Here is a 23,583-nt window from a genome sequence, read left to right as displayed (position 1 = left end):
CGATCCGTCTGCACGACACGCCACCGACAGTGCGCGAAGGAGGCCCCCGCATGGCCGTGGACTACCTGGTCATCGTCGTCTATCTGGCCGGCATGCTGGCCATGGGCTGGTGGGGCATGCGCCGCGCCAAGTCCAAGAGCGAGTTCCTGGTGGCCGGCCGGCGGCTCGGCCCCGCCATGTACTCGGGCACCATGGCCGCCATCGTCCTCGGCGGCGCCTCCACCATCGGCGGCGTGGGCCTCGGCTACCAGTACGGCCTGTCCGGCGCCTGGATGGTGTTCACCATCGGCCTCGGCCTGCTCGCGCTGAGCGTCTTCTTCTCCGCCCGCATCGCCCGGCTGAAGGTCTACACCGTCTCCGAGATGCTCGACCTGCGCTACGGCGGCCGGGCCGGCGTCATCTCCGGCCTCGTCATGTGGGCGTACACCCTGATGCTCGCGGTGACGTCGACGATCGCCTACGCCACGATCTTCGACGTCCTCTTCGACATGAACCGCACCCTCGCGATCGTCCTCGGCGGCTCGATCGTCGTCGCGTACTCCACGCTCGGCGGCATGTGGTCGATCACGCTCACCGACATGGTGCAGTTCGTCGTGAAGACGATCGGCGTGCTGCTCCTGCTGCTGCCCATCGCCGTGGTCAAGGCGGGCGGCTTCGCCGAGATGAAGGCGCAGCTGCCCACCGAGTACTTCGACCCGCTGGGCATCGGCGGCGAGACCATCTTCACCTACGTGCTGATCTACACCTTCGGCATGCTCATCGGGCAGGACATCTGGCAGCGCGTCTTCACCGCCCGCAGCGACCGCACCGCCCGCTGGGGCGGCACCGTCGCCGGCACCTACTGCCTCGCCTACGCCGTCGCGGGCGCCGTCATCGGCACGGCCGCCAAGGTGCTCTACCCGAAGCTCGCCGGCCCCGACGACGCCTTCGCCACCATCGTCAAGGAAGAGCTGCCGGTCGGCGTGCGCGGACTGGTGCTGGCCGCCGCCCTCGCCGCCGTGATGTCGACGTCCTCCGGCGCGCTGATCGCCTGCGCCACCGTCGCCAACAACGACATCTGGGCGCGGCTGCGCGGCATCGTCCGCCCGGAGGGCGAACAGCACGACGAGGTGAAGGGCAACCGCGCGTTCATCCTGCTGATGGGCGTCGCCGTGATCGGCACCGCCATCGCCCTCAACGACGTCGTCCAGGCACTGACCGTCGCGTACAACCTGCTGGTCGGCGGGCTGCTCGTGCCCATCCTGGGCGGGCTGCTGTGGAAGCGCGGCACCGCGCAGGGCGCCCTCGCCGCCGTCGCCGTAGGCGGCCTCGCCGTGATCGGCCTGATGGCGGCCTACGGCATCCTCGCCAACGAGCCCGTCTACTACGGCCTCCTCGCCTCCCTCGCGGCCTACGTCGCCGTCTCCCTCGCCACCCGCCCGACCGACGCGGCCGTCCTCGCCGCCTGGCGCGAGCGCCTCGCCGGACGCGCCCCCGAGCCGGGCACCGTGTCCGAAACCGTGTCCGAACAGGTCCCGGCCGCCCAGTAGCATCGTGGGCAGTCCGCACATACGCGACGAAGCGTAGGAAAGAGAGCAGTCCTTCATGAGCAGCAACGAGACGCCCCGCGGCCCCGTCGACTCCTCCCGCGTGCCGCGCTACGCGGGCCCCGCGACCTTCGCCCGGCTCCCCCGCCTCGACGAGGTGGGCCGCGCCGACGTCGCCGTCGTGGGCGTGCCGTTCGACTCCGGCGTCTCGTACCGGCCGGGCGCCCGCTTCGGCGGCAACGCCATCCGTGAGGCGTCCCGGCTGCTGCGCCCCTACAACCCCGCGCAGGACGCCTCCCCCTTCGCCCTCGCGCAGGTCGCGGACGGCGGCGACATCGCCGTCAACCCGTTCAACATCAACGAGGCCGTGGAGACCATAGAGGCCGCCGCGGACGACCTCCTCGGCACCGGCGCCCGCCTGATGACCCTCGGCGGCGACCACACCATCGCCCTGCCGCTCCTCAGGAGCGTCGCGAAGAAGCACGGCCCGGTCGCGCTGCTCCACTTCGACGCGCACCTCGACACCTGGGACACCTACTTCGGCGCCGAGTACACCCACGGCACGCCGTTCCGCCGGGCCGTCGAGGAGGGCATCCTCGACACCGAGGCGCTCTCCCACGTCGGCACCCGCGGCCCGCTCTACGGCAAGCAGGACCTCACCGACGACGAGAAGATGGGCTTCGGCATCGTCACCTCCGCGGACGTCTACCGCCGCGGCGCCGACGAGGTCGCCGACCAGCTCCGGCAGCGCATCGGCGACCGGCCGCTGTACATCTCCATCGACATCGACTGCCTCGACCCGGCCCACGCGCCGGGCACCGGCACGCCCGAGGCGGGCGGCATGACCTCCCGCGAGCTGCTGGAGATCCTGCGCGGCCTCGCCTCCTGCAACCTGGTCTCCGCCGACGTCGTCGAGGTGGCCCCCGCCTACGACCACGCCGAGATCACCTCGGTCGCCGCGTCCCACACGGCGTACGAACTGACCACGATCATGTCCCGCCAGATCGCGGAGGCCCGCGCCAAGTGACGCACGACCACGACCTGGAGCTCCGCCCCACGCCGGCCCAGACGGAGGCCGCGCTGAACCCGCCCTCCCGTCGCCCGACCACCGCCCCTCAAGGGGGCGCTTCGCGCCACGTGATGACGGGCCGTACCGGCGGAGACCTGGTCGTGGAGACCCTGGCCGGGCTGGGCGCGACGACCGTCTTCGGCCTGCCCGGCCAGCACGCGCTCGGCATGTTCGACGCGCTGCGCCGCTCCGACCTGCGGTACATCGGCCTGCGCGTGGAGAACAACGCGGGCTTCGCGGCGGACGCGTACGGCCGCATCACCGGCGAGGCGGCCCCGCTGCTGCTGTCGACCGGACCCGGCGCCCTCACCTCGCTGGCCGCGTTGCAGGAGGCGGCGGCAGCGTCCGCGCCCGTGCTGGCGATCAGCAGCCAGGTGCCGACCGCGGGACTCGGCGGCGGACGCCACGGCTACCTGCACGAACTCCCGGACCAGTCCGCCTCGTTCCGGGGGGTGGTCAAGTCCGTGCACACGGTCCGTACGGCCTCCCAGATCCCGTCGGCGATCGCCGAGGCGTGGAAGTCGGCGCTCACCGTCCCGCACGGGCCGGTGTGGGTGGAGATCCCGCAGGACGTGCTGCTCGCGGAGACGATCCTGCCGGTGGTGACGGCGATGGACGCCACCCCGGACGAGCTGCCCCCGCGCCCCGAACTCACCGCGCTCGCCGCGCATCTGCTGTCCGGCGCCGAACGCCCCGCGATCATCGCCGGCGGCGGTGTCGTCCGCTCGGACGCCTCCGGGAAGCTGCGGCAGCTCGCCGAGCGGATCCAGGCGCCGGTGGTGACCACCCCCGGCGGCAAGGGCGCCTTCCCGTGGACCCACCCGCTGTCCCTCCAGTCGTGGCTGGAGGACCGCCACACCACCGACTTCCTGGAGGACGCGGACGTCCTGCTCGTCGTCGGCTCCGGACTCGGCGAACTCTCCTCGAACTACCACACGTTCAAGCCCCGCGGCCGGGTGATCCAGATCGAGGCCGACCTCGGCAAGCTGGAGTCCAACCACCCCGGCATCGGCATCCACGCGGACGCCCGCCTCGCCCTCCAGGCGCTCCTGGAGACCGTCGGGCCGCGCGCTGACGAGACCGCACCCGCGCGGGTGCGGGAGCTGCTGGACCGGGTGCGGGCCCGCATCGACGGGCAGGACCTGGCGCTCGAGCAGCAGGTGCTGACGGCCGTGCGGCGCGCCCTGCCGACCGGCTCGCCGTCCTTCTGGGACATGACGATCCTCGCCTACTGGGCGTGGTCCGCGTTCGACGCGATGGGCCCCAACCACGTGCACTCCGCGCAGGGCGCAGGCGGCCTCGGCTACGGCTTCCCCGCCGCCCTCGGCGCGGCCGTCGCCGACCCGACCCGCCCGGTGCTGGCCGTCTCCGGCGACGGCGGCGCGCTGTACTCGATCGCCGAGCTGGCCACGGCCCGCCAGTACGACCTGGACGTCACCTGGCTGATCGTCGACGACGGCGGCTACGGCATCCTGCGCGAGTACATGACGGACGCCTTCGGCGAGCCCACGGCGACCGAGCTGACCCGCCCGGACTACGTGGCCCTGGCCGAGTCCTTCGGCGTCCCGGGCCTGCGCACCAGCCCGGAGACCCTGGAGGAGGACCTCGCCAAGTCCCTCTCCACCCCGGGCCCCTCGGTGGTCGTCCTCCCGGCGGTCCTGAGGATGTTCGCGCCGACGCACCTGGGCTGAGAGACGGGCGCCTACGAGATCGCCCGCAGCCGTCCGTGCCCCGTGCGGTCGCGGAGGCGGGCGATCGCCTCCGACGTCGCCCGGTCGTCAGGCAGGAGGACCAGCAGCAGCTGGGAGTCCGAGGGGAGTTCGAGGAACTCGCGGCGCAGGCGCAGCCGGCCCGCGTCGGGGTGGCTCAGGCGCAGGACGCCCCGCTCGGGGACCTTGTGGCGGTTCATCCGGCGGGTGAACTCCGGGCCGGCGGCGGGCGCCAGCTCCGCCGCCAGCCATTCCGCGTCCTCCGCCCTGGACCCCAGCCAGAGGTCGAAGACCTGCTCGTCGGCGACCTCGTCCCAGTCGGGGAAGAGGGACCGGGCGCGCGGGTCGGTGAACACGTACCGGGTGAGGTTCGGCTCGTCCGCGTCCAGCAGTCCCGTGCCGGCCGCGACCGCCGCGTAGGCGGAGGTCCAGGTGAGGAGGTCGCCCAGCCGGTTGGTGACCACGGCGACGCCCGGCTCCAGCAGCCGCAGGGTCTCCCGCACGGACGGGCGGACCTCACGGCGGGCGGGCTCACGCCCGAGGTGACCGCTGCACTCGTCACCGGTGATCTTCGCCAGGTACCGCACGTGCTCCCGCTCCGGCGTGGACAGCGCGAGCGCGTCGCACAGCGCGTGCAGCACGGCCACCGAGGGGTTGCGGTCGCGGCCCTGCTCGATCCGGGTCAGGTACTCGACGCTCACCCCGGCCCGTGCCGCCACGTCCGCGCGGCGCAGTCCGGGGGAGCGGCGGCGGCCGTGCTCCGGGAGCCCCAGCTGTTCCGGCTGGGTGCTGTCACGCTTGAGCCGCAGGAAGTCGCCCAGTGGTGTCCCCATGACCGCGAGGATAGGACGGCCGGCCCGCCCGCGCGCAGTGCTCAGCATGGCCCTGCGGGGGCCAGCCTGAGCGCGGTCTGGCTGCCGCCCGCGGCCGGTTCCAGGGTGGACGGCATGGACATCAACACGCACAAGCTCGTGGTCGTCGTCGGCAGCGTCCGGGAGGGACGGTTCGGTCCCGTGGTCGGCTCCTGGGTCGCGGAGCAGGCCCGCGAGCACGGCGGATTCGACGTCGAGGTCGTCGATCTGGCCGAGCACGACATCCCCCTGGCCCTGCCGGACGCCTACCCGTCGGTGGCCGGCGCCTCCTACCCGCGCCCCGCCGCGATGGCCCCGCTCACGGCGGCGCTGGACGGCGCGGACGCCTTCATCATGGTCACGCCCGAGTACAACCACAGCTACCCGGCCTCCCTGAAGGCCGCGATCGACTGGCACTACACCCAGTGGGCGGCCAAGCCCGTCGCCTTCGTCAGCTACGGCGGCGGGGCGGGCGGCCGGCACGCCGTGCTGCACCTGGAGAACGTGATGGGCGAGCTGCACGCTGTGACGATCCGCGACGGTCTCGCCTTCCCCTTGAACCGGGTGGCGTGGGCGGACGGCCGTCCCCAGGACACCGAGTCCGCGGGTTACGCGAAGAAGCTGCTGGACCAGCTCTCCTGGTGGGCGGGCGCCCTCCGCACGGCCCGGGAGACGGTGCCGTACCCGGCGTGAGGAAGCGGAGGGCGGTGGTGTCCGGTCCGGGCCGGCAGGCGCCCGGGCCCACCCCGTCGATCCGCCCGCCGAAGGCGCCCGGACCGTGGAGACCGAGGCGGGCCTCAGAAGCCCGCCTCGGTCTCCACGTGGGTCCTCGGTCGGAAAACCCCGCCCCGGGTGCGGTTCGGGGACCTAGGATCGGGAGCCGGCCATAGGGGGGAACCGTGGATCCGGAGATCGCCGCACTGGCAGGGACGGCGGGTACGACCGTCGTCACGTTGATGGTGACGAACGCCTGGGAGTCGGCGAGGGACGGCATGGTCGCCCTGTGGCGCCGCTTCCAGCCCGCCCGAGCCGAGAGCATCGGTGAGGAGCTGGAAGCGGGCCGTGCGGACCTGCTCCTCGCGCGCCAGGCCGGTGACGCCGACTCGGAGGCCGAGCTGACCGTCGAATGGCAGGGCCGCCTACGACGGTTCCTGCTCGCACGGCCTGAGGCCGCCGAGGAACTGCGGCGCGTCCTGGACGAGCTGACCCCGCAGCTGCCCGGGGACACCGCGCCGGAGCAGATCCGCATGGAGGCCCGGGCGTCGGGCAGTGCCCGGATCTACCAGGCCGGACGAGACCAGCACATCACCGACCGATGAGTGTGCCGACGCCGATGGAGGGCCACGCGTCGGACAGCGCCCGGGTCTACCAGACCGGCGGCGACCAGTACATCGAAGAACACGTGCACCACTACGCCCCGGGCGCGGCCCCGCTGTTCGGCCGCCACGTGGTGCCCCCTGCCGAACCCAGGCGGGCCGCTCCCGACTCCGTCCGCCTCCCCCTGGTCGGCCGCGCACCCGGCGTCCTGCGGGACCGCACCGACGTCATGGAACGCCTGCGAACGGTGGTGGCCGGCCCCGGCGGCGACATCCAGGTCCTGCACGGCATGGGCGGCTGCGGCAAGACGGCGGTGGCCCACGCCCTGTTCACCGAGGCCGTGCGGGACCACGGCCGGGTCGGCCTGTGGGTCAACGCATCCGAAAGGGTGTCGCTGCGCGCGGGCATGCTCGCCGTCGCGGGCGACCGCGGCGCCACGGGCGGCGAACTGGCCGCCGCGGCCGGTGGCCGACGCGCTGCGGCCGACCTGGTCTGGCACTACCTGGACCACTCGGCGGAACCCTGGCTGCTGGTCCTCGACAACGCCGACGACCCGGCCGTCCTGGAGGAAGGCGCCTGGTTGCGCGCGAGCCCTTCGGGGACGGTGCTGGTGACCACCCGCCACGCGACCTCCCCGCTGTGGCGCGCCCCGGCGGTGAGCAGTCACCGGATCGGCGTGCTGCCCCTGGAGGACGCCACCCAGGTCCTGCGCGACCTGGCCCCGGACGCGGGTACACCGGAGTCGGCACGGAAGGTGGCCCGGCGACTGGGCTGCCTGCCCCTGGCGCTGACCCTGGCCGGGGCTCACCTGTCCCACCAGTTGCTGGAGTCGTGGACCATGGACGAGTACGACCGCAGGCTGGGCGAGGAGTCGACGGGCCTGGTGGACCGGGGAGCGCAGGCCACCGGTGCGGGGCAGTCCCGCCGCCTGGTGAGCCGTACGTGGCAGCTGTCGCTGGACACCCTGGCCGAGAGCGGTCTGCCGGAGGCGACCACCCTGTTGCGGCTGCTGTCCTTCTGGGCGGCGGATCCTGTCCCGCTGTCGCTGCTGATGCCCGCGGCACAGGGCACGGTCGCCGGTCCCGGGCACCTGGATCCGCCGCTGCCCCCCGACCGCGTCGAGCCGGCCTTGCGCGCGCTCCTGGACCACTCGCTGGCCGAGTTGGTCGAGACGGACGGGCACCGCTGCGTGAAGGCCCACGGGGTCCTGCTGGACAGCGTCGCCGCGGGCGTGTCCGACGCACAGCGCGCACTCCTCGCGACCGTGGCGGTCCGGCTGCTGCTGGCGGCGCTGCCGCCCGAGGGCGCCGCGTCCGCGCGCGGACGTTCCCAGGTACGGCTTCTGGCACCGCACGTGACCGGCCTGCTGCACCGGTCCCACCGCCACGGCCTGGTGACGGCGGAATCCGTACGGACCGCGACGCGCGTCGCACGGCTGGTGTACGAGGCGGGGGACTGGACCGCCGCGCTGTCCCTGGCCGACACGGCCGCGAAGACCGCCGCGGAGCACCTGGGGGACGAGGACCCGGCGACCATCGAGGCGCGGACCGGCCAGGGGCCCATCCTGTTCCGGCTCGGCCGGTACGCCGAAGCCGCCGACCTCCTGCGGCCGGTCCACCGGGACGCGCTGCGCACGCTCGGACCCCGGGACCCGCGTACGCTGGACGCGGCCTACGAACTGCAGCGGGTGCTGCACCGCCTCGGCGACCTGGACGAGGCCCGGACGCTGCTGGAGATGGTGCTGGACGGCCGTCGCGACGCACTAGGTGACGACCACGTCGCCACCCTCAAGACCCGCTGCGAGACGCTGGAACTACGCCTCGCTTCAGGTGAGTTCGACCACTACCTGTCGACCGCCGAGGAACTGGTGGCCGACAGCGAGCGCCATCTCGGCCCTGAGCACCTCGTGACCGTGTGGGCACGCGACGCATGGGCGCGGGGGCTCTTGCGCGCCGGCCGGGGAGCCGAGGCGGAGGACCTCCTCCGCCGGGTGCTCGCCGGACAGCGGGCCGGCTACGGCCACGACCATCCGCTGGTCCTCGGCGTGCTCATCCAGCTCAGCCGCGCCCAGTACGCACAGGGCAAGCGGGTCGAGGCCGCCGACAGCGCGCGCGAGGTGGCCGAGCAGCGGGCCGCGATCCTGGGCGAGGACCACCCCGAGACGGTCGCGGCCCGGGCCTGGCACGCCGAGGTCGGTCGACCCTGAGCACGGAGAGGATCGCGGGGGATCGGTCAGGCGGAGAGGCTTCCGTCCTTGACCGCGGCGACGAACGGCGTCCAGCCGGCCGGCCGGAAGACCAGCGCGGGCCCTTCAGGGACCTTGGAGTCGCGGACAGGGACGCCGGCCGGGTGGCCGTCCAGGACTTCCAGGCAGCTGCCGCCCTGGTCGTTGCTGTAGGAGGACTTCCGCCAGCCCTTCAGCGCCCCTGCGTTCGGTATCGCCTGGTCAGCCATGATGTTCATAGTCCCTTGCTGTTGCCCTGAGCAGAGCCAGTGATTCCTTGAGCGGCAGCGCGTTGCCCAGTGCGAAATCGTAGCGATGCTGCAGCTCCTGAACGACTGATGGGCTGTCGTGGATCTTCCCCATGTACAGGCCCTCCCCGTAGGCCACGGGCGGCTGATCCTCGAACCACATCAGCGTGAGCATGTTGCTCAGCAGGGGATGCATGCCCAATGTGAAGGGCAGAAGGTGAAGCTGGATCCGCTCGGCCTCGGCGAGCCCGATGAGGTGGTTGATCTGCTCCGCCATGACGTCCGAGCCGCCGATCCGGCGTCGTAGCACCGCTTCATCCAGGAGCGCCCACACTACGGGTGTCACTGGGTCGGCAAGGATCTTCGCGCGCTCCAGGCGTGTGACAAGGCGCCTGTCACGTTCCTGTTCACTCGCCGGAGGGAACGCCATGCTCAGAACCGCACGTGCGTACCTTTCCGTCTGGAGGATGCCGGGAACGAACGACAGGGCGAACTCCCTGATCATCGTCGCCTGCTGTTCGAGCTGAAGCGCCGCCTCGAAGTATCCCGCGACAGCGGTGTCGTCGTCCGGAAGGAAGCTGCTCAGCACATCGCCCGTGTTCAGCGCCCTGTCGAGGCGTCTCGCGTCCTCCTTGGACGGGGTGCGCCGGCCCGCCTCGATATGTGCGATGTGCGAACGCGTCATGACGGCGGCTGTCGCCAACTCCTGCTGTGTCAGCCCCGCCGCCTCGCGCTGCGTCTTCAACCACTCCCCATAGATGTTGCTCAACGTCACCTCCCGTGTGACAGATGCGTTGTCACATCCGACCCTCTGGCGAGCCTAGCCCGGCCCGTCTCACTCTGTGAGTGGATCGCTACGCAGCGATGTCCATGCACGTCGACCTGCCCTCGGGCACGGAAGACCCCCGCGACCGCTACCGACGGCCCGGGGGCATGGCCCTCAACCGCAACGGAGTTGAAGACGTGTTGCACCGTATCGCCTACCTCCTCGAGCCGCTGCTGCGGCTCCTGTGGCCCGCCTCCGGGCGCCACCGGCACGGGAACCGGCACCGCGCCGAGGGAGCGGCGCCCGCCCCCGTCGCACCCGGCCGCCGCCCCTCCCCGCACGAGGATCTCCTCCGCGGCGAGGACTCCCGGCTCGTCCGCCCCTACCTCCTCGCCCACGAACGGTGCGCGCAGGCCAGGCAGCAGCGCGCCCGACGCCGGACTCTCTGGCTCGCCGTGCACGGCATCGACGTAGGGCCACGGCGTATCCATGGTGTCGACGTCGGCTCCCGCCGAATGCGGGGCAACGAGGTGACGGCCGCGTGATCTACGAGAGCCGAGACGTCGCCGCCACCACGGGCACCCGGCCCCGTCTCCTCCCCTGGTCCAACCTCGACGGCAACCCCTGCTACCTCGTCACCGACGACACCGGCACCGGCCGTCTCTCCCGCCTCGCCGACGAGATCGAAGCCGTCCAGCTCGGCATGGCCGACGACCTTCTCGGCCACGCAGTCGATCTCCTGGGCGACACCGGGGCCACCGCGCCCCAGCTCCGTTATCTCGCCGCCTGCCTGGCCGAGGCGCTCCACGACGTGCACCGCATCGCCCGCAGCAGGGGAGCGCGTCTCTCCGTGCCGCGCGGTGACGAGGTGGACCTTGACGCCGTCCCGGGAGGGGGTCCGGGCAACTGACCCACCGCTGGGGCGGGCCGGCCGCCCCCTTCGTCCGGGGGAGGCCGGCCGCGGTGAGGCCTACCAGATCGACTCGACCCACTCCGGGTGGTCGATGAACGGGTTGCGGTTGTGCTGGAACGACTCGAAGATCACGTCGTTGCGGCGCTGCTCGAAGGAGTCCGGCGGGTCCTGCTCGTGCCACTCCTTGAGTACGGAGAGCTTGCCGATGTACGGCGCGGAGCCGTTGCTCACGCTGTTGTTCGGCTCCAGGTCGGGCCAGCCGTCGGTGCCCTCGTAGCGGACCGCCATGTAGAGGATCATGCGGGCCACGTCGCCCTTGACCGCGTCACGCGGCTCGAACGAGTCGGAGTCGGTGAGGCTGCCCCCGCCGTTCGCGACGGCGCTGCCGCCGTTGTCGAAGTCCTTGTTGCCGCGGATGCTGTTGACCTGGACGTCCGACGGGCGCAGGTGGTGGATGTCGGTGCCGGGGCCGGTGGAGGTGCCGAAGTCGCCGTGGGACTTGGCCCAGACGTGCTCGCGGTTCCAGTCGCCGGTGTTCCCGCCGTTCGCGCTCTTGCTGCGGGAGACGCCGGAGTACAGCAGGATCACGTTCCCGCTGTTCGACGGGTCCTCGTCGGTCTCCTTGAGGGCGTCCCAGACGGCCGAGTACGACAGCTTCGTCTGGTCGCTGATGATCGAGTTGAGGGCGGACTTGAGGGCCTCGCCGGTCTTGCCCTCGGCGCCCTCGTAGTAGTCGGCGTAGTCGGCCACCGCGGCCACGCGGGCCTGGGCGGCGGGTGTCTCGTGGGCGGGGGCCGAGGCGCCGGCGGTGGCGGGGGTCAGGGCGGGGACGGCGAGTCCGGCGAGGACGGCGGCGCTCGCCAGTGCGACCGCCTTCCGGCGGCGTATGCGTACAGCAGGCATGTGGGGTGTCCGATCTACGCGGGTTGCACAAGGGAGATACCCGAGAGACTGGCATGCACATGCAGTCAAGCGCGTGGAGACAGCGTGTCGATTGCGTGACGAGAATCCGGCGCCGCGTCGTGAAGGCGCGCCCGCGGAATTGTTGCGGAGGGATGAAATCCGCTTCGGGCGGCGTTGGAGCCTTCCGGAAGATCAGGACGAGCGAAGGGCACCGCGTGACAGCGCAACGGGGATGGGCACGACGACTGGCCGCCTACGCGTGGCGGCACCCCAGGAACGTCGTCCTGGCCCTCGGCTCCTCCCTCGCGGGCATGGCCGTCATGGCCCTGGTCCCGCTGATCACCAAGGTGATCATCGACGACGTCATCGGCGACAAGACCCGGGACATGGGCACCTGGGCCGGCCTGCTGGTCGGCGCCGCCCTCGCCGTCTACGTCATGACGTACATCCGCCGCTACTACGGGGGAAAGCTCGCCCTCGACGTCCAGCACGACCTGCGCACCGAGATGTTCGGGTCGATCGCCCGGCTCGACGGCAGACGCCAGGACGAGCTGTCCACCGGGCAGGTCGTCGGCCGCGCCACCAGCGACCTCCAGCTCATCCAGGGCCTGCTCTTCATGCTGCCGATGACCATCGGCAACCTGCTGCTGTTCGTGATCTCCCTGGTCATCATGGCGTCGCTGTCCCTGCCGCTCACCGCGATCGCGCTCGCCGTCGCCCCCGCCCTGTGGTGGATCGCCAAGCGCAGCCGCACCCGGCTGCACCCCTCCACCTGGTACGCCCAGGCGCAGGCGGGCGCCGTCGCCGGGGTGGTCGACGGCGCGGTCAGCGGCGTCCGCGTGGTCAAGGGCTTCGGCCAGGAGGACCAGGAGACCGGCAAGCTCCGCGAGGTCGGCCGCCGCCTGTTCGCCGGACGCCTGCGCACCATCAAGCTGAACTCCCGCTACACCCCCGCCCTCCAGTCCGTGCCCGCCCTCGGACAGGTCGCGATGCTCGCCCTCGGCGGCTGGCTCGCGGTGCGCGGCCACATCACGCTCGGCACCTTCGTCGCCTTCTCCACCTACCTCGCCCAGCTCGTCGGCCCCGTCCGGATGCTCGCCGTCGTCCTCACCGTCGCCCAGCAGGCCCGCGCCGGCACCGAACGCGTCCTCGACCTGATCGACACCGAGCCGTCCCTCACCGACGGCACGAAGGAACTGCCCGCCGACGCCCCGGCGACCGTCGAGTTCGACGACGTCGCCTTCGGCTACGACCCCGAGCGGCCGGTCCTCGACGGCCTTTCCTTCGAGATCCGCCCCGGCGAGACGCTCGCCGTGGTCGGCTCCTCCGGCTCCGGCAAGTCCACCGTCTCCCTGCTGCTGCCGCGCTTCTACGACGTCACCGGCGGCGCCGTCCTGGTCGGCGGGCACGACGTGCGCGAGCTGACCACCGAGTCGCTGCGCGCCGCCATCGGCCTGGTCCCGGAAGACTCCTTCCTGTTCTCCGACACCGTCCGCAACAACATCGCGTACGGCCGCCCCGACGCCACCGACGAGCAGATCCGGGCCGCCGCCCGCGCCGCCCAGGCCGACCGGTTCATCGACGAGCTGCCCGACGGCTACGACACCACCGTCGGCGAGCACGGCCTGACCCTCTCCGGCGGGCAGCGCCAGCGCGTCGCCCTGGCCCGCGCGATCCTCACCGACCCGCGCCTGCTGGTCCTCGACGACGCCACGTCCGCGGTGGACGCCCGCGTCGAGCACGAGATCCACGAGGCGCTCAAGAGCGTCATGCGCGGCCGCACGACCCTGCTGATCGCCCACCGCCGCTCCACCCTCAACCTCGCCGACCGCATCGCCGTCCTCGAGAACGGCCGCCTCGCCGCCATCGGCACCCACGACGAGCTCCAGCGCCGCTCCCCGCTGTACCGGCGGCTGCTCACCGACCCCGACGAGCTGGGCGCCGTCTCCCCGGGCCACACCCCGCCCGCAGGGCCGCGCGAGGAGGACATCTCCGTCCGCGCCGAGCTGGACGCCGAGTTCGACGCCGAGCGGGGTGTCACCCCCCGCCTGTGGACCGGCGACCGCGAGCCCAGGGACACCGCGCTGGACGGCGCCCCGGCCACCCCGGAACTCCTCGAACAGGTCGCCGCGCTGCCCCCGGCAGACGACGTGCCCGACGTCGACGAGGCCCGCGCCGTCCGCCCCGAGGACTCCTACGGCCTGCGCCGCCTGCTGCAGGGCTTCCGCACGCCCCTGCTGATCAGCCTCGCCCTGGTCGCCGTGGACGCCGGCATGGGCCTGCTGCTGCCGATCCTGATCCGGCACGGCATCGACGAGGGCGTCACCCGCGCCGCCCAGACCGCGGTCTGGGCCGCCGCCCTGCTGGGCCTGCTCACCGTGCTCACCCAGTGGGCGGCGCAGACCGGTGAGATCCGCATGACCGGACGCACCGGCGAACGCGTCCTGTACACGCTGCGGCTGAAGATCTTCGCCCAGCTCCAGCGGCTCGGCCTCGACTTCTACGAGCGCGAGCTGACCGGCCGGATCATGACCCGGATGACCACGGACGTGGACGCGCTGTCCACGTTCCTACAGACCGGCCTGGTCACCGCGTTCGTCTCGGTGGTCACCTTCTTCGGCATCATGGTCGCCCTGCTGGCGCTCGACATCGGCCTCGCCCTCGTCGTCTTCGCCACCCTGCCGCTCCTGGTCGTCGCCACGTACTTCTTCCGCCGGGCCAGCGTGAAGGCGTACGAGCTGGCGCGGGAGCGGGTGTCGGTGGTCAACGCCGACCTCCAGGAGTCCGTCGCCGGGCTGCGGATCGTGCAGGCCTTCCGCCGCGAGGGGGACGGCGCCCGCCGGTTCGCCGAGCGCAGCGCCGACTACCGCAGTGCCCGCATCCGCGGCCAGTGGCTGATCTCGGTGTACTTCCCGTTCGTGCAGCTGCTGTCCTCGGTCGCCGCGGCGGCGGTGCTCGTGGTCGGCGGCGGCCGGGTCGACGACGGCACGCTGGCGATCGGCTCGCTGGTCGCGTACCTGCTCTACATCGACCTGTTCTTCGCGCCGGTGCAGCAGCTCTCCCAGGTCTTCGACGGCTACCAGCAGGCGTCGGTCTCCCTCGGCCGCATCCAGGAGCTGCTGCGCGAGCCGACCTCGACGAAGGCCCCCGAGAAGCCGCTCCCGGTGACCTCCCTGCGCGGCGAGATCGCCTTCGAGGACGTGCACTTCTCCTACGGCGACGGCGAGGAGGCCCTCACCGCCGTCGACCTGAGCATCCCCGCCGGGCAGACCGTCGCGTTCGTCGGCGAGACCGGTGCCGGCAAGTCCACCCTGGTCAAGCTGGTCGCCCGGTTCTACGACCCCACCGGCGGCCGGGTCACCGTCGACGGCACGGACCTGCGCGACCTGGACCTCACCGCGTACCGGCACCGGCTCGGCGTCGTGCCGCAGGAGGCGTACCTCTTCCCCGGCACCGTGCGCGACGCCATCGCCTACGGCCGCCCGGACGCCACCGACGCCGAGGTGGAGGCCGCGGCCCGCGCGGTCGGCGCGCACGAGATGATCGCCACCCTCGACGGCGGCTACCTCCACGAGGTCGCCGAGCGCGGCCGCAACCTGTCGGCGGGCCAGCGCCAGCTGATCGCCCTCGCCCGCGCCGAACTCGTCGACCCCGACGTGCTGCTGCTCGACGAGGCCACCGCCGCCCTCGACCTCGCCACCGAGGCGCAGGTCAACGCGGCCACCGACCGCATCGCCGGCCGCCGTACGACGCTGGTGGTCGCCCACCGGCTGACCACCGCGGCCCGCGCCGACCGGGTGATCGTCATGGACCACGGCCGCGTCGCCGAGGACGGCACCCACGAGGAACTGCTGCGCAAGGGCGGCCGTTACGCCGCGTTGTGGCGGACGTTCGTCGGCGAGGACGTCCCCGCACCGGCCTGATCCGGCCGACCTCCGCCGGCGCACCCCGGCTCGCGCAACCGTGCGACCCGCGCCCTGCGTCCGTACACGCGTACGCCGTCCTACGCGGCGGGCGCGGTACGGGAGGACGACTGTGCGCACAGGAGTGATACACCGGCGGCTCGCGCTGGGTCTTGCGGTGCTGACCACGTCCGGGCTGCTCGCCGTGGCGGCGCCGGCCCAGGAGGCGGAGGCGGCCGCGCTGTGCCCCGGACGCAAGGTGCGGACCCTGCCGTTCTCCACGGGGTCGGTGCTCGTCTACAAGCGCGGCGGATACGTGTGCGCCGTCACCGTTGCCAAGAAGCAGGGCGTGAAGCGGAAGATGGCGGTGAGCGTGCGGGCGCGCGGCGGACGGGCCGTGGTCGACGAGGGTCAGTTCGCGTACCACGCGGGCCCGGTGACCGTGCACGCCGGACGCCGCTGCGTCTGGGTCACCGGCCGGGTCGCGGCGGACTCCGTCAGTTCCGGCTGGATCCTCTGCTGACCCCTCCACTGTGCGGTCGCGCACAGGGTTTTCCCTACGTCCCCTGGTGCGGTGACGAGTTGGTCGAGTAGCTTCCGGCGCACATCTGTCTCACAGGGGAGTGCGCATGCGCAAGGCGCTCAGATGGCTGCTGGCGCTCACGGTGCTCATAGGCACACTGGGCACGGCCGGGGCGGCCACCGCCGCCGAGCCGGCCGCCACCGGCACCACTGACATCAAGGAGAGGCTGCTCGCGATCCCGGGCATGAGCCTCATCGAGGAGAAGCCGTACACCGGGTACCGCTTCTTCGTCCTGAACTACACGCAGCCGGTCGACCACCGCAGGCCCGCCAAGGGCACGTTCCAGCAGCGGATCACCGTGCTGCACAAGGACACCGCGCGGCCCACCGTCTTCTACACCGGCGGCTACAGCGTCTCCACGACGCCCCGCCGCGCCGAGCCGACCCAGATCGTGGACGGCAACCAGGTCTCCATGGAGTACCGCTTCTTCACCCCGTCCCGGCCCGAGCCGGCCGACTGGAGCAAGCTGGACATCTGGCAGGCCGCCAGCGACCAGCACCGCATCTTCACCGCGCTGAAGAAGATCTACAGCGAGAACTGGCTCTCCACGGGCGGCTCCAAGGGCGGCATGACCGCCACCTACTACGAGCGCTTCTACCCGAAGGACATGGACGGCGTCGTCGCCTACGTCGCCCCCAACGACGTGGTGAACAAGGAGGACTCGGCCTACGACCGCTTCTTCCGCACCGTCGGCACCAAGGAGTGCCGCGACCGGCTGAACGGCGTGCAGCGCGAGGCGCTGGTGCGCCGCGCCCCGCTGGAGAAGAAGTACTCCGCCTACGCCGCCGAGAACGGCTACACCTTCGACACCATCGGCAGCCTGGACCGCGCCTACGAGGCGGTCGTCCTGGACTACGTCTGGGGCTTCTGGCAGTACAGCACCGTCGCCGACTGCCAGGACATCCCGGCGGACGCCAAGAACGCGACGGACGACGAGATCTGGAACTCCGTCGACACGATCTCCGGCTTCTCGTTCTACACGGACCAGGGCCTGAGCCCGTACACGCCGTACTACTACCAGGCCGGCACCCAGCTGGGCGCGCCGACCATCCACTTCCCGCACATCGAGAAGAAGTACGTCCGCTACGGCTACCAGCCGCCGCGGAACTTCGTGCCGCGCTCCATCGACATGAAGTTCCAGCCGAACGCCATGCGCGACGTCGACACCTGGGTCCGCCACAACGCCCGGCAGATGCTGTTCGTGTACGGCGAGAACGACCCGTGGGGCGCCGAGCCGTTCCGCCTCGGCAAGGGCGCGCGCGACTCGTACGTCCTCACCGCGCCCGGCATGAACCACGGCGCGAACGTGGCCGGCCTGGTCGAGAAGGAGAAGGCGCTGGCCACGGCCCGCATCCTGGAGTGGGCGGGTGTCGCCCCGAACGCCGTCCAGGCGAACCCGGCGGCCGCCGAGCCGCTGGCGAAGTTCGACGCGAAGCTCGACAAGCGGGACGTCGAACCGCGGCACGCGCTGCGTCCGTGATGCCGGGGCGGGGTCACACCGGGACGGCGCAGCCCACCGGTGAGGCCCCGCCCAGCCGGACGTAGAGGGCCGTGGACGCCGGGCACTTCGACCGGGCGTCCACGGCCTTCGTCACCTTGAACTCCGGCCTCCCGGGCCCGCTTCCGTCGCAGGCCGTCTCCCTGACCTTGCCGCCGTCGAGGGCGTACACGCAGTCGCCGACGACGGTGCGTGGACCGCCCCCGCCGCCCGGGTCGCCCGGGTGCGGCGGCTGGAGGTTCCGCATGCAGGCGTGGCCGCGCGGCACCATCCCGTCGCCGTCCTCGTCGGCGGCGGGCCACCGCTCGCTGATGTGCAGCACGAAGTCGGTGGCGGGCGGGCACGGCGGGCCGTCGCGCGTGGCGCCGTCGTGCCGGGCCACCACCCGGGCCGCCGCGCGCTCGCTGCGGCAGGTCACCTCGGTGAAGCTGGTGCGCCCGAAGGAACTGCACTCGCCGACGTCGAGGAACACGGCCCCGTACCCGGTCGGCCGCACGGGCGACGCCACGGCCGCCGTCCCGCCCGCCGCGTCCGGCGGCGCCTCCCGGCACCCGACGAGCAGCACCGCCCCCGCCAGGGCCCCCACGGCCCCCGGCCCCCATACGCGCACCCGCATCGTCGTCCCCCCGGAAGATCCCCGCCCCAGCCTGACCGCCCGGCGGCCGGACACGCCAGACAAGTGGGGTCGTTTGCGCATATGGGGTGTGATGGGTCGGTCGGGTGGCGTAGGGGAGTTACGCCCGGCCGGGGAGACGCCGGGACCGCGGGTGACCAGGGTGCCTCGTCCGGACCGTCCAGAAGCCACAGATCCGGACGAGGCGAGCCGCGTGTCAGTACGTCAGCCCGTGCCCCACCGGGTACAGGACCGCCGTCGGGTCGTCCGCGCGCTGGACCGGGACGGGGAGCGTGCCGCGGGGGCGGACCTTGCCGGCGATCGCGCGTGCCGCCGCGCGCACCTCGACGTCGGTCCAGGAGTACGACGCGAGGAACGCCTTCACGCCGGGCAGGTGGGCCACGTCGTACGGGTTGCGGATCGCCACCGCGACGACCGGCTTCCCGGTCGCCAGCAGCCGCTCGACGAGCGTCTTCTGGCTGCTGGACGCGGTGACGTTGTACGTGCCCACGACCACCGCGTCCACGTCCCCGGCGGCGGCCACGGCCTTGTCGATCGTCGCCGCGGAGGGCGCCGTGCCCGTGGACAGGGCGGTCGCGGTGAAGCCCAGCTCCGTCAGGGCGTCCGCGAGCACGCCGGTGGGCGGGCCCGTGGTGCCGGACGGGGAGGCCGGGTCGGCGCCGACCACCAGCACCTTGGGCGTGCGGCGGCGGGACAGCGGCAGCAGTCCGCCCTCGTTGACCAGCAGGGTCGTGCCGTGCTCGGCGATCCGGTCGGCGGCGGCCAGGTGCGAACGGGTGCCCACGACCCGGTCCACGCCCGCCTGAGTGACGTACGGGTCGTCGAAGAGGCCCAGACGGGCCTTCAGGCGCAGCACGCGCAGGATCGATTCGTCGAGGCGTGCCTCCGTCAGCTCGCCGTCCCGCACCGCCTGGAGCACCGCGTTCCACGCCACGTCCAGGGACGGCGGGTTGAGCAGCTGGTCCACGCCCGCCTTCAGCGCCAGGACCGGCACCCGGTCGTCGCCGTACTTGGTGCGGACGCCCTCCATGCCGAGCGAGTCGGTCACCACGACGCCGTCGTAGCCGAGCTCCTCGCGCAGGATGCCGGTGAGGATCGGGTGGGACAGCGTGGCCGGGTCCTCGGCCGCGTCGAGCGCCGGGACGACGATGTGCGCGGTCATGATCGAGTCGATGCCCGCGGCGATCGCCGCGCGGAACGGCGGCGCGTCCAGCTCCTCCCACTGCTCGCGGGTGTGGTGGATCCACGGCAGGTCCTCATGGCTGTCCGTGATCGTGTCGCCGTGCCCGGGGAAGTGCTTGGCGGTGGCCGCGACACCGGACGACTCGTAGCCCTTCACCTCCGCCGCGACCAACCCGGCGACCGCGTCCGGGTCGGAGCCGAAGGAGCGCACGCCGATGACCGGGTTGGCCGGGTTGACGTTCACGTCGGCGACGGGGGAGTAGTTCTGACGGATGCCCAGGGCGCGCAGCTCACGGCCCGCGATCCGGCCCAGGTTGCGCGCGTCGGAGCGGGAGCCGCCCGCGCCGACGTTCATCGCGCCCGGCATGAGCGTCGCCGGCTCGCCCACGCGGGCCACGATGCCGTGCTCCTGGTCGGTGGAGATCAGCACCGGCAAACCGCGCGGCAGGCCGAGCGACGCCTTCTGGATGCCGTTGGACAGGTCGGCGATCTGGTGCGGGTCGCGGGTGTTGTGCGCCCAGGCGAAGTAGATGATGCCGCCGACCCGGTACTTGGCGACCAGCTCGGCCGCCGTGCGCACCCCGATCTCGGACAGGTTGGCGTCGACGTCGGCCTGGTCCGGGTCGGTGGCGGAGTGGCCGTAGACCCGCATCACGAAGAGCTGGCCGACCTTCTCCTCCAGCGTCATACGGGAGATGAGGGCGCGCAGCTTGCGGTCGTCGGGACGGTGCGCGCCGGTGGCCGCGTGGACCGTGCCGCCGGCCGCCAGGACGGAGGTGACGCCCGCCGTCGCGGCGAGGACGGTACGTCTGGACGGACGGGCGGTGCTTGCCGTGGATCCGGGGCTGCTGTCGGGCACGTGCGCTCCTTTGGAAGGTGATCCGCGGGGGACCGGGGATCCGCTGAAGGAAACTGCCAGGAGGCCACGAATATCCGGGAAGTTTCTGCCAGTCAAGGGCATGTGCAGCATCCGGAGGGGCCGTCGTCGGCGCGGCGGGAGGGGGCGGCGCCGACGACGGCGGGCTGCCGGCCGGGGCGGGGCGCCGAGGGGGGACGGCGGCCCTGGCCGGCGCGGGGTTCCGGCACGGCGTCGTGCGCCGGGCCGGACCGGCAGCTCGGCGGTGGGACGTACGGGGGCGGCGACGGGTTCCGCCCTCCCGAGGCGTTCTGTGTCTCCCGTGTGTCCGTGTCAGCGGGGCCCGTGCGCCGAGACCGCCGGCCAGTGCTCCACCAGCGTGCGGACCGTCTCCGCGATCGCCGGACGGCGCGCCGCGCCCGTGCGCCACAACGCGTACAGCCGCCGTACGGGCATCGGGTCGAGCGGCACCTCGACGACCCCGGCGGGCAGCGGGCCGCGTCCCAGCCGGGGGATCAGCGCGATGCCCAGACCGGCCGCGACCAGGGCGACCAGGGTCGGGTTCTCGTCGGCCATGTGCACGATCTCCGGCTCCTGCCCGGCCGCCCGCAGGGTCCGCACCAGCCACTCGTGGCAGACCCGCCCCGGCGGCTGGCAGATCCACCGCTCCCCGGCCAGTTCCTCCCTCCGTACGCCCGTCCGCCCCGCGAACCGGTGGTCCTCGGGCACCAGCAGGTCACACAGGTCGTCCCCGATCACCGTCTGCTCCACGTTCGCCGGGGCGGGCAGCGGCGCGATGTCCCAGTCGTGCGCCACCACCAGGTCGACGGCTCCCTTGGCGACGAGGTCCACCGACAGATGCGGGTCCACCTCGGTGAGCCGGGTGTCCAGCGAGGGATGCCGGCGGGCCAGGTCGGCCAGCACCGGCGGCATCAGCCCGCGCGCGGCGGAGGCGAACGCGGCGACGGTCAGCCGCCCGGACGGCACCCCGCGCCGCTCCTCCAGTTCCGTCTCCGCGCGCTCCACGATGGCAATCAGCTCCCGTGCGGCGCGCACCAGTTGATGCGCCTCGTCGGTGAGCCGCACACCCCGGCCCTCGCGCTCCAGCAGCACGGTCCGCGTCTCCCGCTCCAGCTTGGCGATCTGCTGCGACACGGCGGACGAGGTGTACCCGAGCGCCGAGGCGGCGGCGCCGACGGTGCCGTGCACGGAGACGGCGTGCAGGGCGCGCAGACGCTGGAGGTCGAGCATGACCGCTCCTGTGATCGGTTAGCGATGCTTCATCCAACCATGCAGGGATCGTCGCTGGTGCTGAAGTGTCGTCACCGGTGATGCTCGACGCATGCGACCAGCACATGTCTTGCTCGCCGTCCTCGTCGCCGCCGTGTGGGGTGTGAACTTCACGGTCATCGAGGTCGGCCTCGGCCACTTCCCGCCGCTGCTCTTCTCCGCGCTGCGGTTCCTCGTCGCGGCTCTGCCCGCGGTGTTCCTCGTCGGCCCGCCGAAGGTCGCCTGGAAGTGGATCGTCGGGGTCGGACTGGTGCTGGGCGTCGCCAAGTTCGGCCTTCTCTTCATCGGCATGGACGTCGGCATGCCGGGCGGCCTGTCCTCCCTGGTCCTCCAGATCCAGGCGGTGTTCACGGCCCTGTTCGCCGTCGTGCTCCTCGGTGAGCGTCCCACCCGCGTCCGCGTCGCGGGCATGGCGGTGGCGCTGGCCGGCATCGGCGTGGCGGCGGTCGACGAGGGCGCCTCGGGCCCGCTGACCGGCTTCGCCCTCGTCGTCGCGGCGGCGGCCTGCTGGGGCGTCTCCAACATCCTCACCCGCAAGGCGTCCCCGCCCGACGCCCTCAACTTCATGATCTGGGTCAGCACGGTCCCGGTGCTCCCGCTGCTCGCCCTCTCCCTGCTGCTCGAGGGCTGGTCGGCGGACCTGGCGGCCCTGCGCTCCCTCGACTGGTCGGGCGCCGGCACGGTCCTCTACGTCGCCTGGGGCGCGACGGTCTTCGGCTTCGGCGCCTGGGGCTGGCTCCTCCACCGCCACCCCGCGTCCACGGTGGCCCCGTTCTCCCTCCTGGTGCCGGTCTTCGGGATGACGTCGGCGGCACTGTTCCTGGGCGAGTCCATCACCCCCCTACGGTGGTGCGCGGCGGCGCTGCTGGTGGGCGGGGTGGCATTGACGTCCCTGGCCCCGCCATCGAGAACGCCGTCGGTGACGACCCCCTCGGGGGCGCGGGGAACTGCGCGCACAACCGCGACGCACGGTCACGAGTGAACGGCGCGTGACCACCCTCCGAGGGGCGCGGGGAACTGCGCGCCCAGCCACGACGCACCCGCACGGGCGACCGGCGCGTGACCACCCCGCAGGAGCGCGGGGGACTGCGCGCCCCGCCTCACTCCGCCCGCACCCAGCCGACGAGGGCAGCCACCCCATCCCCCGTGAGAGCTACCGCAGTTGTCCATCCGGGGGTGATCCGCCACCACCCCCGAATTCCTAGCGTGGTTCCCAGGTCGCCGAAGGCGCGACCACTACCGGGGAGGCCACCATGGAAGCGACGGAACAACCCACCACGCCCGGCCGCGCGGGCCGCATCACCCGCGCCCCGCTCGGCTGGATGCTCATAGGAATGGCCGCCGTAGGCCTGGTCTCCGCCCTCACGGCGACCGGCCCCGGCCCCGTGCCGCTCCTCGGTGCGGCCGCCGCGATCGCCGTGTACGCACTCGTCATGCGCCGCGTGGCGCACCGTCCCACCCCGGAGATCGCCCGCCCCGGCGCAGCCCGGGAGACCCTGCGCGGCGCCGCCGTCGGCCTGGGCTTCATCCTCTTCTCCGCCCTGTGCATCACGGCGCTCGGCGGCTACTCGTTCTCCTGGGCAGGCGACGGCGTCATATCGGTCGTATGGACCGCCGTCATGGTCCAGGCCGGCGCTGCGGTCACCGAGGAACTGCTGTTCCGCGGCCTCGCCCTGCAAGCGCTGGAGCAGCTGTGGGGCAGCCGGGCCGCCATCGCCGTCACCTCACTCTTCTTCGGCGTGGCCCACCTCGGCGCCGACGGCGCGACCTTGTGGAGCGGCGTCGCGATCGCCGTGGAGGCGGGCGTCCTGCTCGGTGCCGCGTTCCTGTGGCGGCGTAGCATCTGGTTCGTCGTGGGCCTGCACTTCGCCTGGAACACCACCGAGCAACTGCTCGGCATCCCGGTCTCCGGGCACACCCCCGAGGGCCTGTTCACCGTCGACGTCCACGGCTCCACCCTCCTGACCGGCGGCGCCTTCGGCTTGGAGGGGTCACTCCTGCCCGTCCTGGTCGGTACGGCCCTCGCCGTCCCCATGCTCGTCCTCGCCCGCCGAGGCGGCCGTATCAGGACCCGCCACGACGCACGCGCCGCCGACACGGGCCGACCGTAGG

20 protein-coding genes are annotated in these 23,583 nt (G+C 72.6%); 13 read left to right on the top strand and 7 right to left on the bottom strand.

Annotation, left to right across the window (positions count from 1 at the left end):
• Positions 1 to 50: 50 nt before the first annotated feature.
• Genes ACF1AG_RS03965 through ACF1AG_RS03955 form a run of 3 tightly spaced genes read left to right on the top strand, consistent with a single transcriptional unit; the run spans position 51 to position 4,286 of the window.
• On the top strand, positions 51 to 1,529 hold the full coding sequence (locus tag ACF1AG_RS03965; protein WP_359602895.1) for a sodium:solute symporter: 1,479 nt from the start codon (positions 51 to 53) through the stop codon (positions 1,527 to 1,529).
• A 55-nt stretch (positions 1,530 to 1,584) separates the two neighbouring features.
• Complete coding sequence (speB, locus tag ACF1AG_RS03960; RefSeq protein WP_033274697.1) at positions 1,585 to 2,553, top strand: agmatinase; 969 nt, start codon at positions 1,585 to 1,587, stop codon at positions 2,551 to 2,553.
• Positions 2,550 to 4,286 (top strand): thiamine pyrophosphate-binding protein, encoded by a 1,737-nt coding sequence (locus ACF1AG_RS03955; RefSeq protein WP_359602897.1) that lies wholly within the window; start codon positions 2,550 to 2,552, stop codon positions 4,284 to 4,286. The genes speB and ACF1AG_RS03955 overlap by 4 nt, the downstream gene beginning before the upstream one ends.
• Positions 4,287 to 4,297: 11 nt before the next feature.
• Here ACF1AG_RS03955 and ACF1AG_RS03950 read toward each other — a convergent pair whose 3' ends face one another.
• Positions 4,298 to 5,137 (bottom strand): helix-turn-helix transcriptional regulator, encoded by an 840-nt coding sequence (locus tag ACF1AG_RS03950; RefSeq protein WP_359602899.1) that lies wholly within the window; start codon positions 5,135 to 5,137, stop codon positions 4,298 to 4,300.
• A 114-nt stretch (positions 5,138 to 5,251) separates the two neighbouring features.
• On the opposite strand from ACF1AG_RS03950, the gene ACF1AG_RS03945 reads away from it, so the two are divergent.
• The 3 genes from ACF1AG_RS03945 (at position 5,252) to ACF1AG_RS03935 (ending at position 8,678) form a co-directional block, all read left to right on the top strand.
• Entirely contained in the window at positions 5,252 to 5,848 is a 597-nt protein-coding gene (locus tag ACF1AG_RS03945; RefSeq protein WP_359602901.1) for an NAD(P)H-dependent oxidoreductase, read from the top strand.
• Between the two features lie 206 nt (positions 5,849 to 6,054).
• Positions 6,055 to 6,474, top strand: coding sequence for a hypothetical protein (locus ACF1AG_RS03940; protein WP_359606248.1), 420 nt, complete (start codon positions 6,055 to 6,057; stop codon positions 6,472 to 6,474).
• Positions 6,471 to 8,678, top strand: a complete 2,208-nt coding sequence (locus ACF1AG_RS03935; RefSeq protein WP_359606246.1) for a tetratricopeptide repeat protein — start codon at positions 6,471 to 6,473, stop codon at positions 8,676 to 8,678. The genes ACF1AG_RS03940 and ACF1AG_RS03935 overlap by 4 nt, the downstream gene beginning before the upstream one ends.
• Positions 8,679 to 8,704: 26 nt before the next feature.
• On the opposite strand, the gene ACF1AG_RS03930 is transcribed toward ACF1AG_RS03935, so the two are convergent.
• Together ACF1AG_RS03930 and ACF1AG_RS03925 are read right to left on the bottom strand one after the other, a co-directional pair.
• The gene (locus ACF1AG_RS03930; protein WP_359606244.1) at positions 8,705 to 8,926 is read right to left on the bottom strand and encodes a DUF397 domain-containing protein; all 222 of its coding nucleotides are present in this window, start codon (positions 8,924 to 8,926) and stop codon (positions 8,705 to 8,707) included.
• Positions 8,919 to 9,713, bottom strand: coding sequence for a helix-turn-helix transcriptional regulator (locus ACF1AG_RS03925; RefSeq protein WP_359606242.1), 795 nt, complete (start codon positions 9,711 to 9,713; stop codon positions 8,919 to 8,921). The genes ACF1AG_RS03930 and ACF1AG_RS03925 overlap by 8 nt, the downstream gene beginning before the upstream one ends.
• A 77-nt stretch (positions 9,714 to 9,790) precedes the next feature.
• On the opposite strand from ACF1AG_RS03925, the gene ACF1AG_RS03920 reads away from it, so the two are divergent.
• Together ACF1AG_RS03920 and ACF1AG_RS03915 are read left to right on the top strand one after the other, a co-directional pair.
• The gene (locus ACF1AG_RS03920; RefSeq protein WP_359606240.1) at positions 9,791 to 10,255 is read left to right on the top strand and encodes a hypothetical protein; all 465 of its coding nucleotides are present in this window, start codon (positions 9,791 to 9,793) and stop codon (positions 10,253 to 10,255) included.
• Complete coding sequence (locus ACF1AG_RS03915; protein WP_359606238.1) at positions 10,252 to 10,620, top strand: hypothetical protein; 369 nt, start codon at positions 10,252 to 10,254, stop codon at positions 10,618 to 10,620. The genes ACF1AG_RS03920 and ACF1AG_RS03915 overlap by 4 nt, the downstream gene beginning before the upstream one ends.
• Positions 10,621 to 10,680: 60 nt before the next feature.
• On the opposite strand, the gene ACF1AG_RS03910 is transcribed toward ACF1AG_RS03915, so the two are convergent.
• Positions 10,681 to 11,526 carry an endonuclease gene (locus ACF1AG_RS03910; protein ID WP_359606236.1) on the bottom strand — a complete coding sequence of 282 codons (846 nt, stop codon included), beginning with the start codon at positions 11,524 to 11,526 and terminating at the stop codon, positions 10,681 to 10,683.
• 215 nt (positions 11,527 to 11,741) lie between these two features.
• On the opposite strand from ACF1AG_RS03910, the gene ACF1AG_RS03905 reads away from it, so the two are divergent.
• From ACF1AG_RS03905 to ACF1AG_RS03895, 3 genes are all read left to right on the top strand, one after another.
• Positions 11,742 to 15,449: an ABC transporter ATP-binding protein gene (locus ACF1AG_RS03905; protein WP_359606235.1), complete on the top strand. Its 3,708-nt coding sequence runs from the start codon at positions 11,742 to 11,744 to the stop codon at positions 15,447 to 15,449.
• Between the two features lie 112 nt (positions 15,450 to 15,561).
• Positions 15,562 to 15,951: a hypothetical protein gene (locus ACF1AG_RS03900; protein WP_359606233.1), complete on the top strand. Its 390-nt coding sequence runs from the start codon at positions 15,562 to 15,564 to the stop codon at positions 15,949 to 15,951.
• Between the two features lie 106 nt (positions 15,952 to 16,057).
• Complete coding sequence (locus tag ACF1AG_RS03895; RefSeq protein ID WP_391809278.1) at positions 16,058 to 17,491, top strand: S28 family serine protease; 1,434 nt, start codon at positions 16,058 to 16,060, stop codon at positions 17,489 to 17,491.
• A gap of 13 nt (positions 17,492 to 17,504) precedes the next feature.
• Here the strand turns inward: ACF1AG_RS03895 and ACF1AG_RS03890 are convergent, their stop codons facing one another.
• The 3 genes from ACF1AG_RS03890 to ACF1AG_RS03880 form a co-directional block, all read right to left on the bottom strand.
• On the bottom strand, positions 17,505 to 18,125 hold the full coding sequence (locus ACF1AG_RS03890) for a hypothetical protein (RefSeq protein WP_391809277.1): 621 nt from the start codon (positions 18,123 to 18,125) through the stop codon (positions 17,505 to 17,507).
• Positions 18,126 to 18,339: 214 nt separating this feature from the next.
• Positions 18,340 to 20,184, bottom strand: coding sequence for a glycoside hydrolase family 3 protein (locus ACF1AG_RS03885; protein WP_359606228.1), 1,845 nt, complete (start codon positions 20,182 to 20,184; stop codon positions 18,340 to 18,342).
• A 330-nt stretch (positions 20,185 to 20,514) separates the two neighbouring features.
• Positions 20,515 to 21,432 carry a LysR family transcriptional regulator gene (locus tag ACF1AG_RS03880; protein WP_359603071.1) on the bottom strand — a complete coding sequence of 306 codons (918 nt, stop codon included), beginning with the start codon at positions 21,430 to 21,432 and terminating at the stop codon, positions 20,515 to 20,517.
• A 91-nt stretch (positions 21,433 to 21,523) separates the two neighbouring features.
• Here ACF1AG_RS03880 and ACF1AG_RS03875 point away from each other — a divergent pair, with 91 nt between their 5' ends.
• Both ACF1AG_RS03875 and ACF1AG_RS03870 read left to right on the top strand, forming a co-directional pair.
• Positions 21,524 to 22,453 carry an EamA family transporter gene (locus ACF1AG_RS03875; RefSeq protein ID WP_391809276.1) on the top strand — a complete coding sequence of 310 codons (930 nt, stop codon included), beginning with the start codon at positions 21,524 to 21,526 and terminating at the stop codon, positions 22,451 to 22,453.
• A 271-nt stretch (positions 22,454 to 22,724) separates the two neighbouring features.
• On the top strand, positions 22,725 to 23,582 hold the full coding sequence (locus ACF1AG_RS03870) for a CPBP family intramembrane glutamic endopeptidase (RefSeq protein WP_359603075.1): 858 nt from the start codon (positions 22,725 to 22,727) through the stop codon (positions 23,580 to 23,582).
• Position 23,583 lies beyond the last annotated feature (1 nt).

This window comes from Streptomyces sp. NPDC014764 (assembly GCF_043082785.1).
GTDB classification, from domain to species: domain Bacteria; phylum Actinomycetota; class Actinomycetes; order Streptomycetales; family Streptomycetaceae; genus Streptomyces; species Streptomyces althioticus.
Note: the sequence above shows the minus strand (reverse complement) of the source record. Positions and strands in the feature narration are given on the sequence as shown.

Bases quoted from the DNA above. Each gene is read 5' to 3' on its own strand.
- ACF1AG_RS03935 (WP_359606246.1), top strand. From the start codon at position 6,471: ATGAGTGTGCCGACGCCGATGGAGGGCCACGCGTCGGACAGCGCCCGG.
- ACF1AG_RS03870 (WP_359603075.1), top strand. From the start codon at position 22,725: ATGGAAGCGACGGAACAACCCACCACGCCCGGCCGCGCGGGCCGCATC.
- ACF1AG_RS03890 (WP_391809277.1), bottom strand. From the start codon at position 18,125: ATGCGGGTGCGCGTATGGGGGCCGGGGGCCGTGGGGGCCCTGGCGGGG.
- ACF1AG_RS03895 (WP_391809278.1), top strand. From the start codon at position 16,058: ATGCGCAAGGCGCTCAGATGGCTGCTGGCGCTCACGGTGCTCATAGGC.
- ACF1AG_RS03965 (WP_359602895.1), top strand. From the start codon at position 51: ATGGCCGTGGACTACCTGGTCATCGTCGTCTATCTGGCCGGCATGCTG.
- ACF1AG_RS03945 (WP_359602901.1), top strand. From the start codon at position 5,252: ATGGACATCAACACGCACAAGCTCGTGGTCGTCGTCGGCAGCGTCCGG.
- speB (WP_033274697.1), top strand. From the start codon at position 1,585: ATGAGCAGCAACGAGACGCCCCGCGGCCCCGTCGACTCCTCCCGCGTG.
- ACF1AG_RS03910 (WP_359606236.1), bottom strand. From the start codon at position 11,526: ATGCCTGCTGTACGCATACGCCGCCGGAAGGCGGTCGCACTGGCGAGC.
- ACF1AG_RS03880 (WP_359603071.1), bottom strand. From the start codon at position 21,432: ATGCTCGACCTCCAGCGTCTGCGCGCCCTGCACGCCGTCTCCGTGCAC.
- ACF1AG_RS03875 (WP_391809276.1), top strand. From the start codon at position 21,524: ATGCGACCAGCACATGTCTTGCTCGCCGTCCTCGTCGCCGCCGTGTGG.
- ACF1AG_RS03930 (WP_359606244.1), bottom strand. From the start codon at position 8,926: ATGGCTGACCAGGCGATACCGAACGCAGGGGCGCTGAAGGGCTGGCGG.
- ACF1AG_RS03950 (WP_359602899.1), bottom strand. From the start codon at position 5,137: ATGGGGACACCACTGGGCGACTTCCTGCGGCTCAAGCGTGACAGCACC.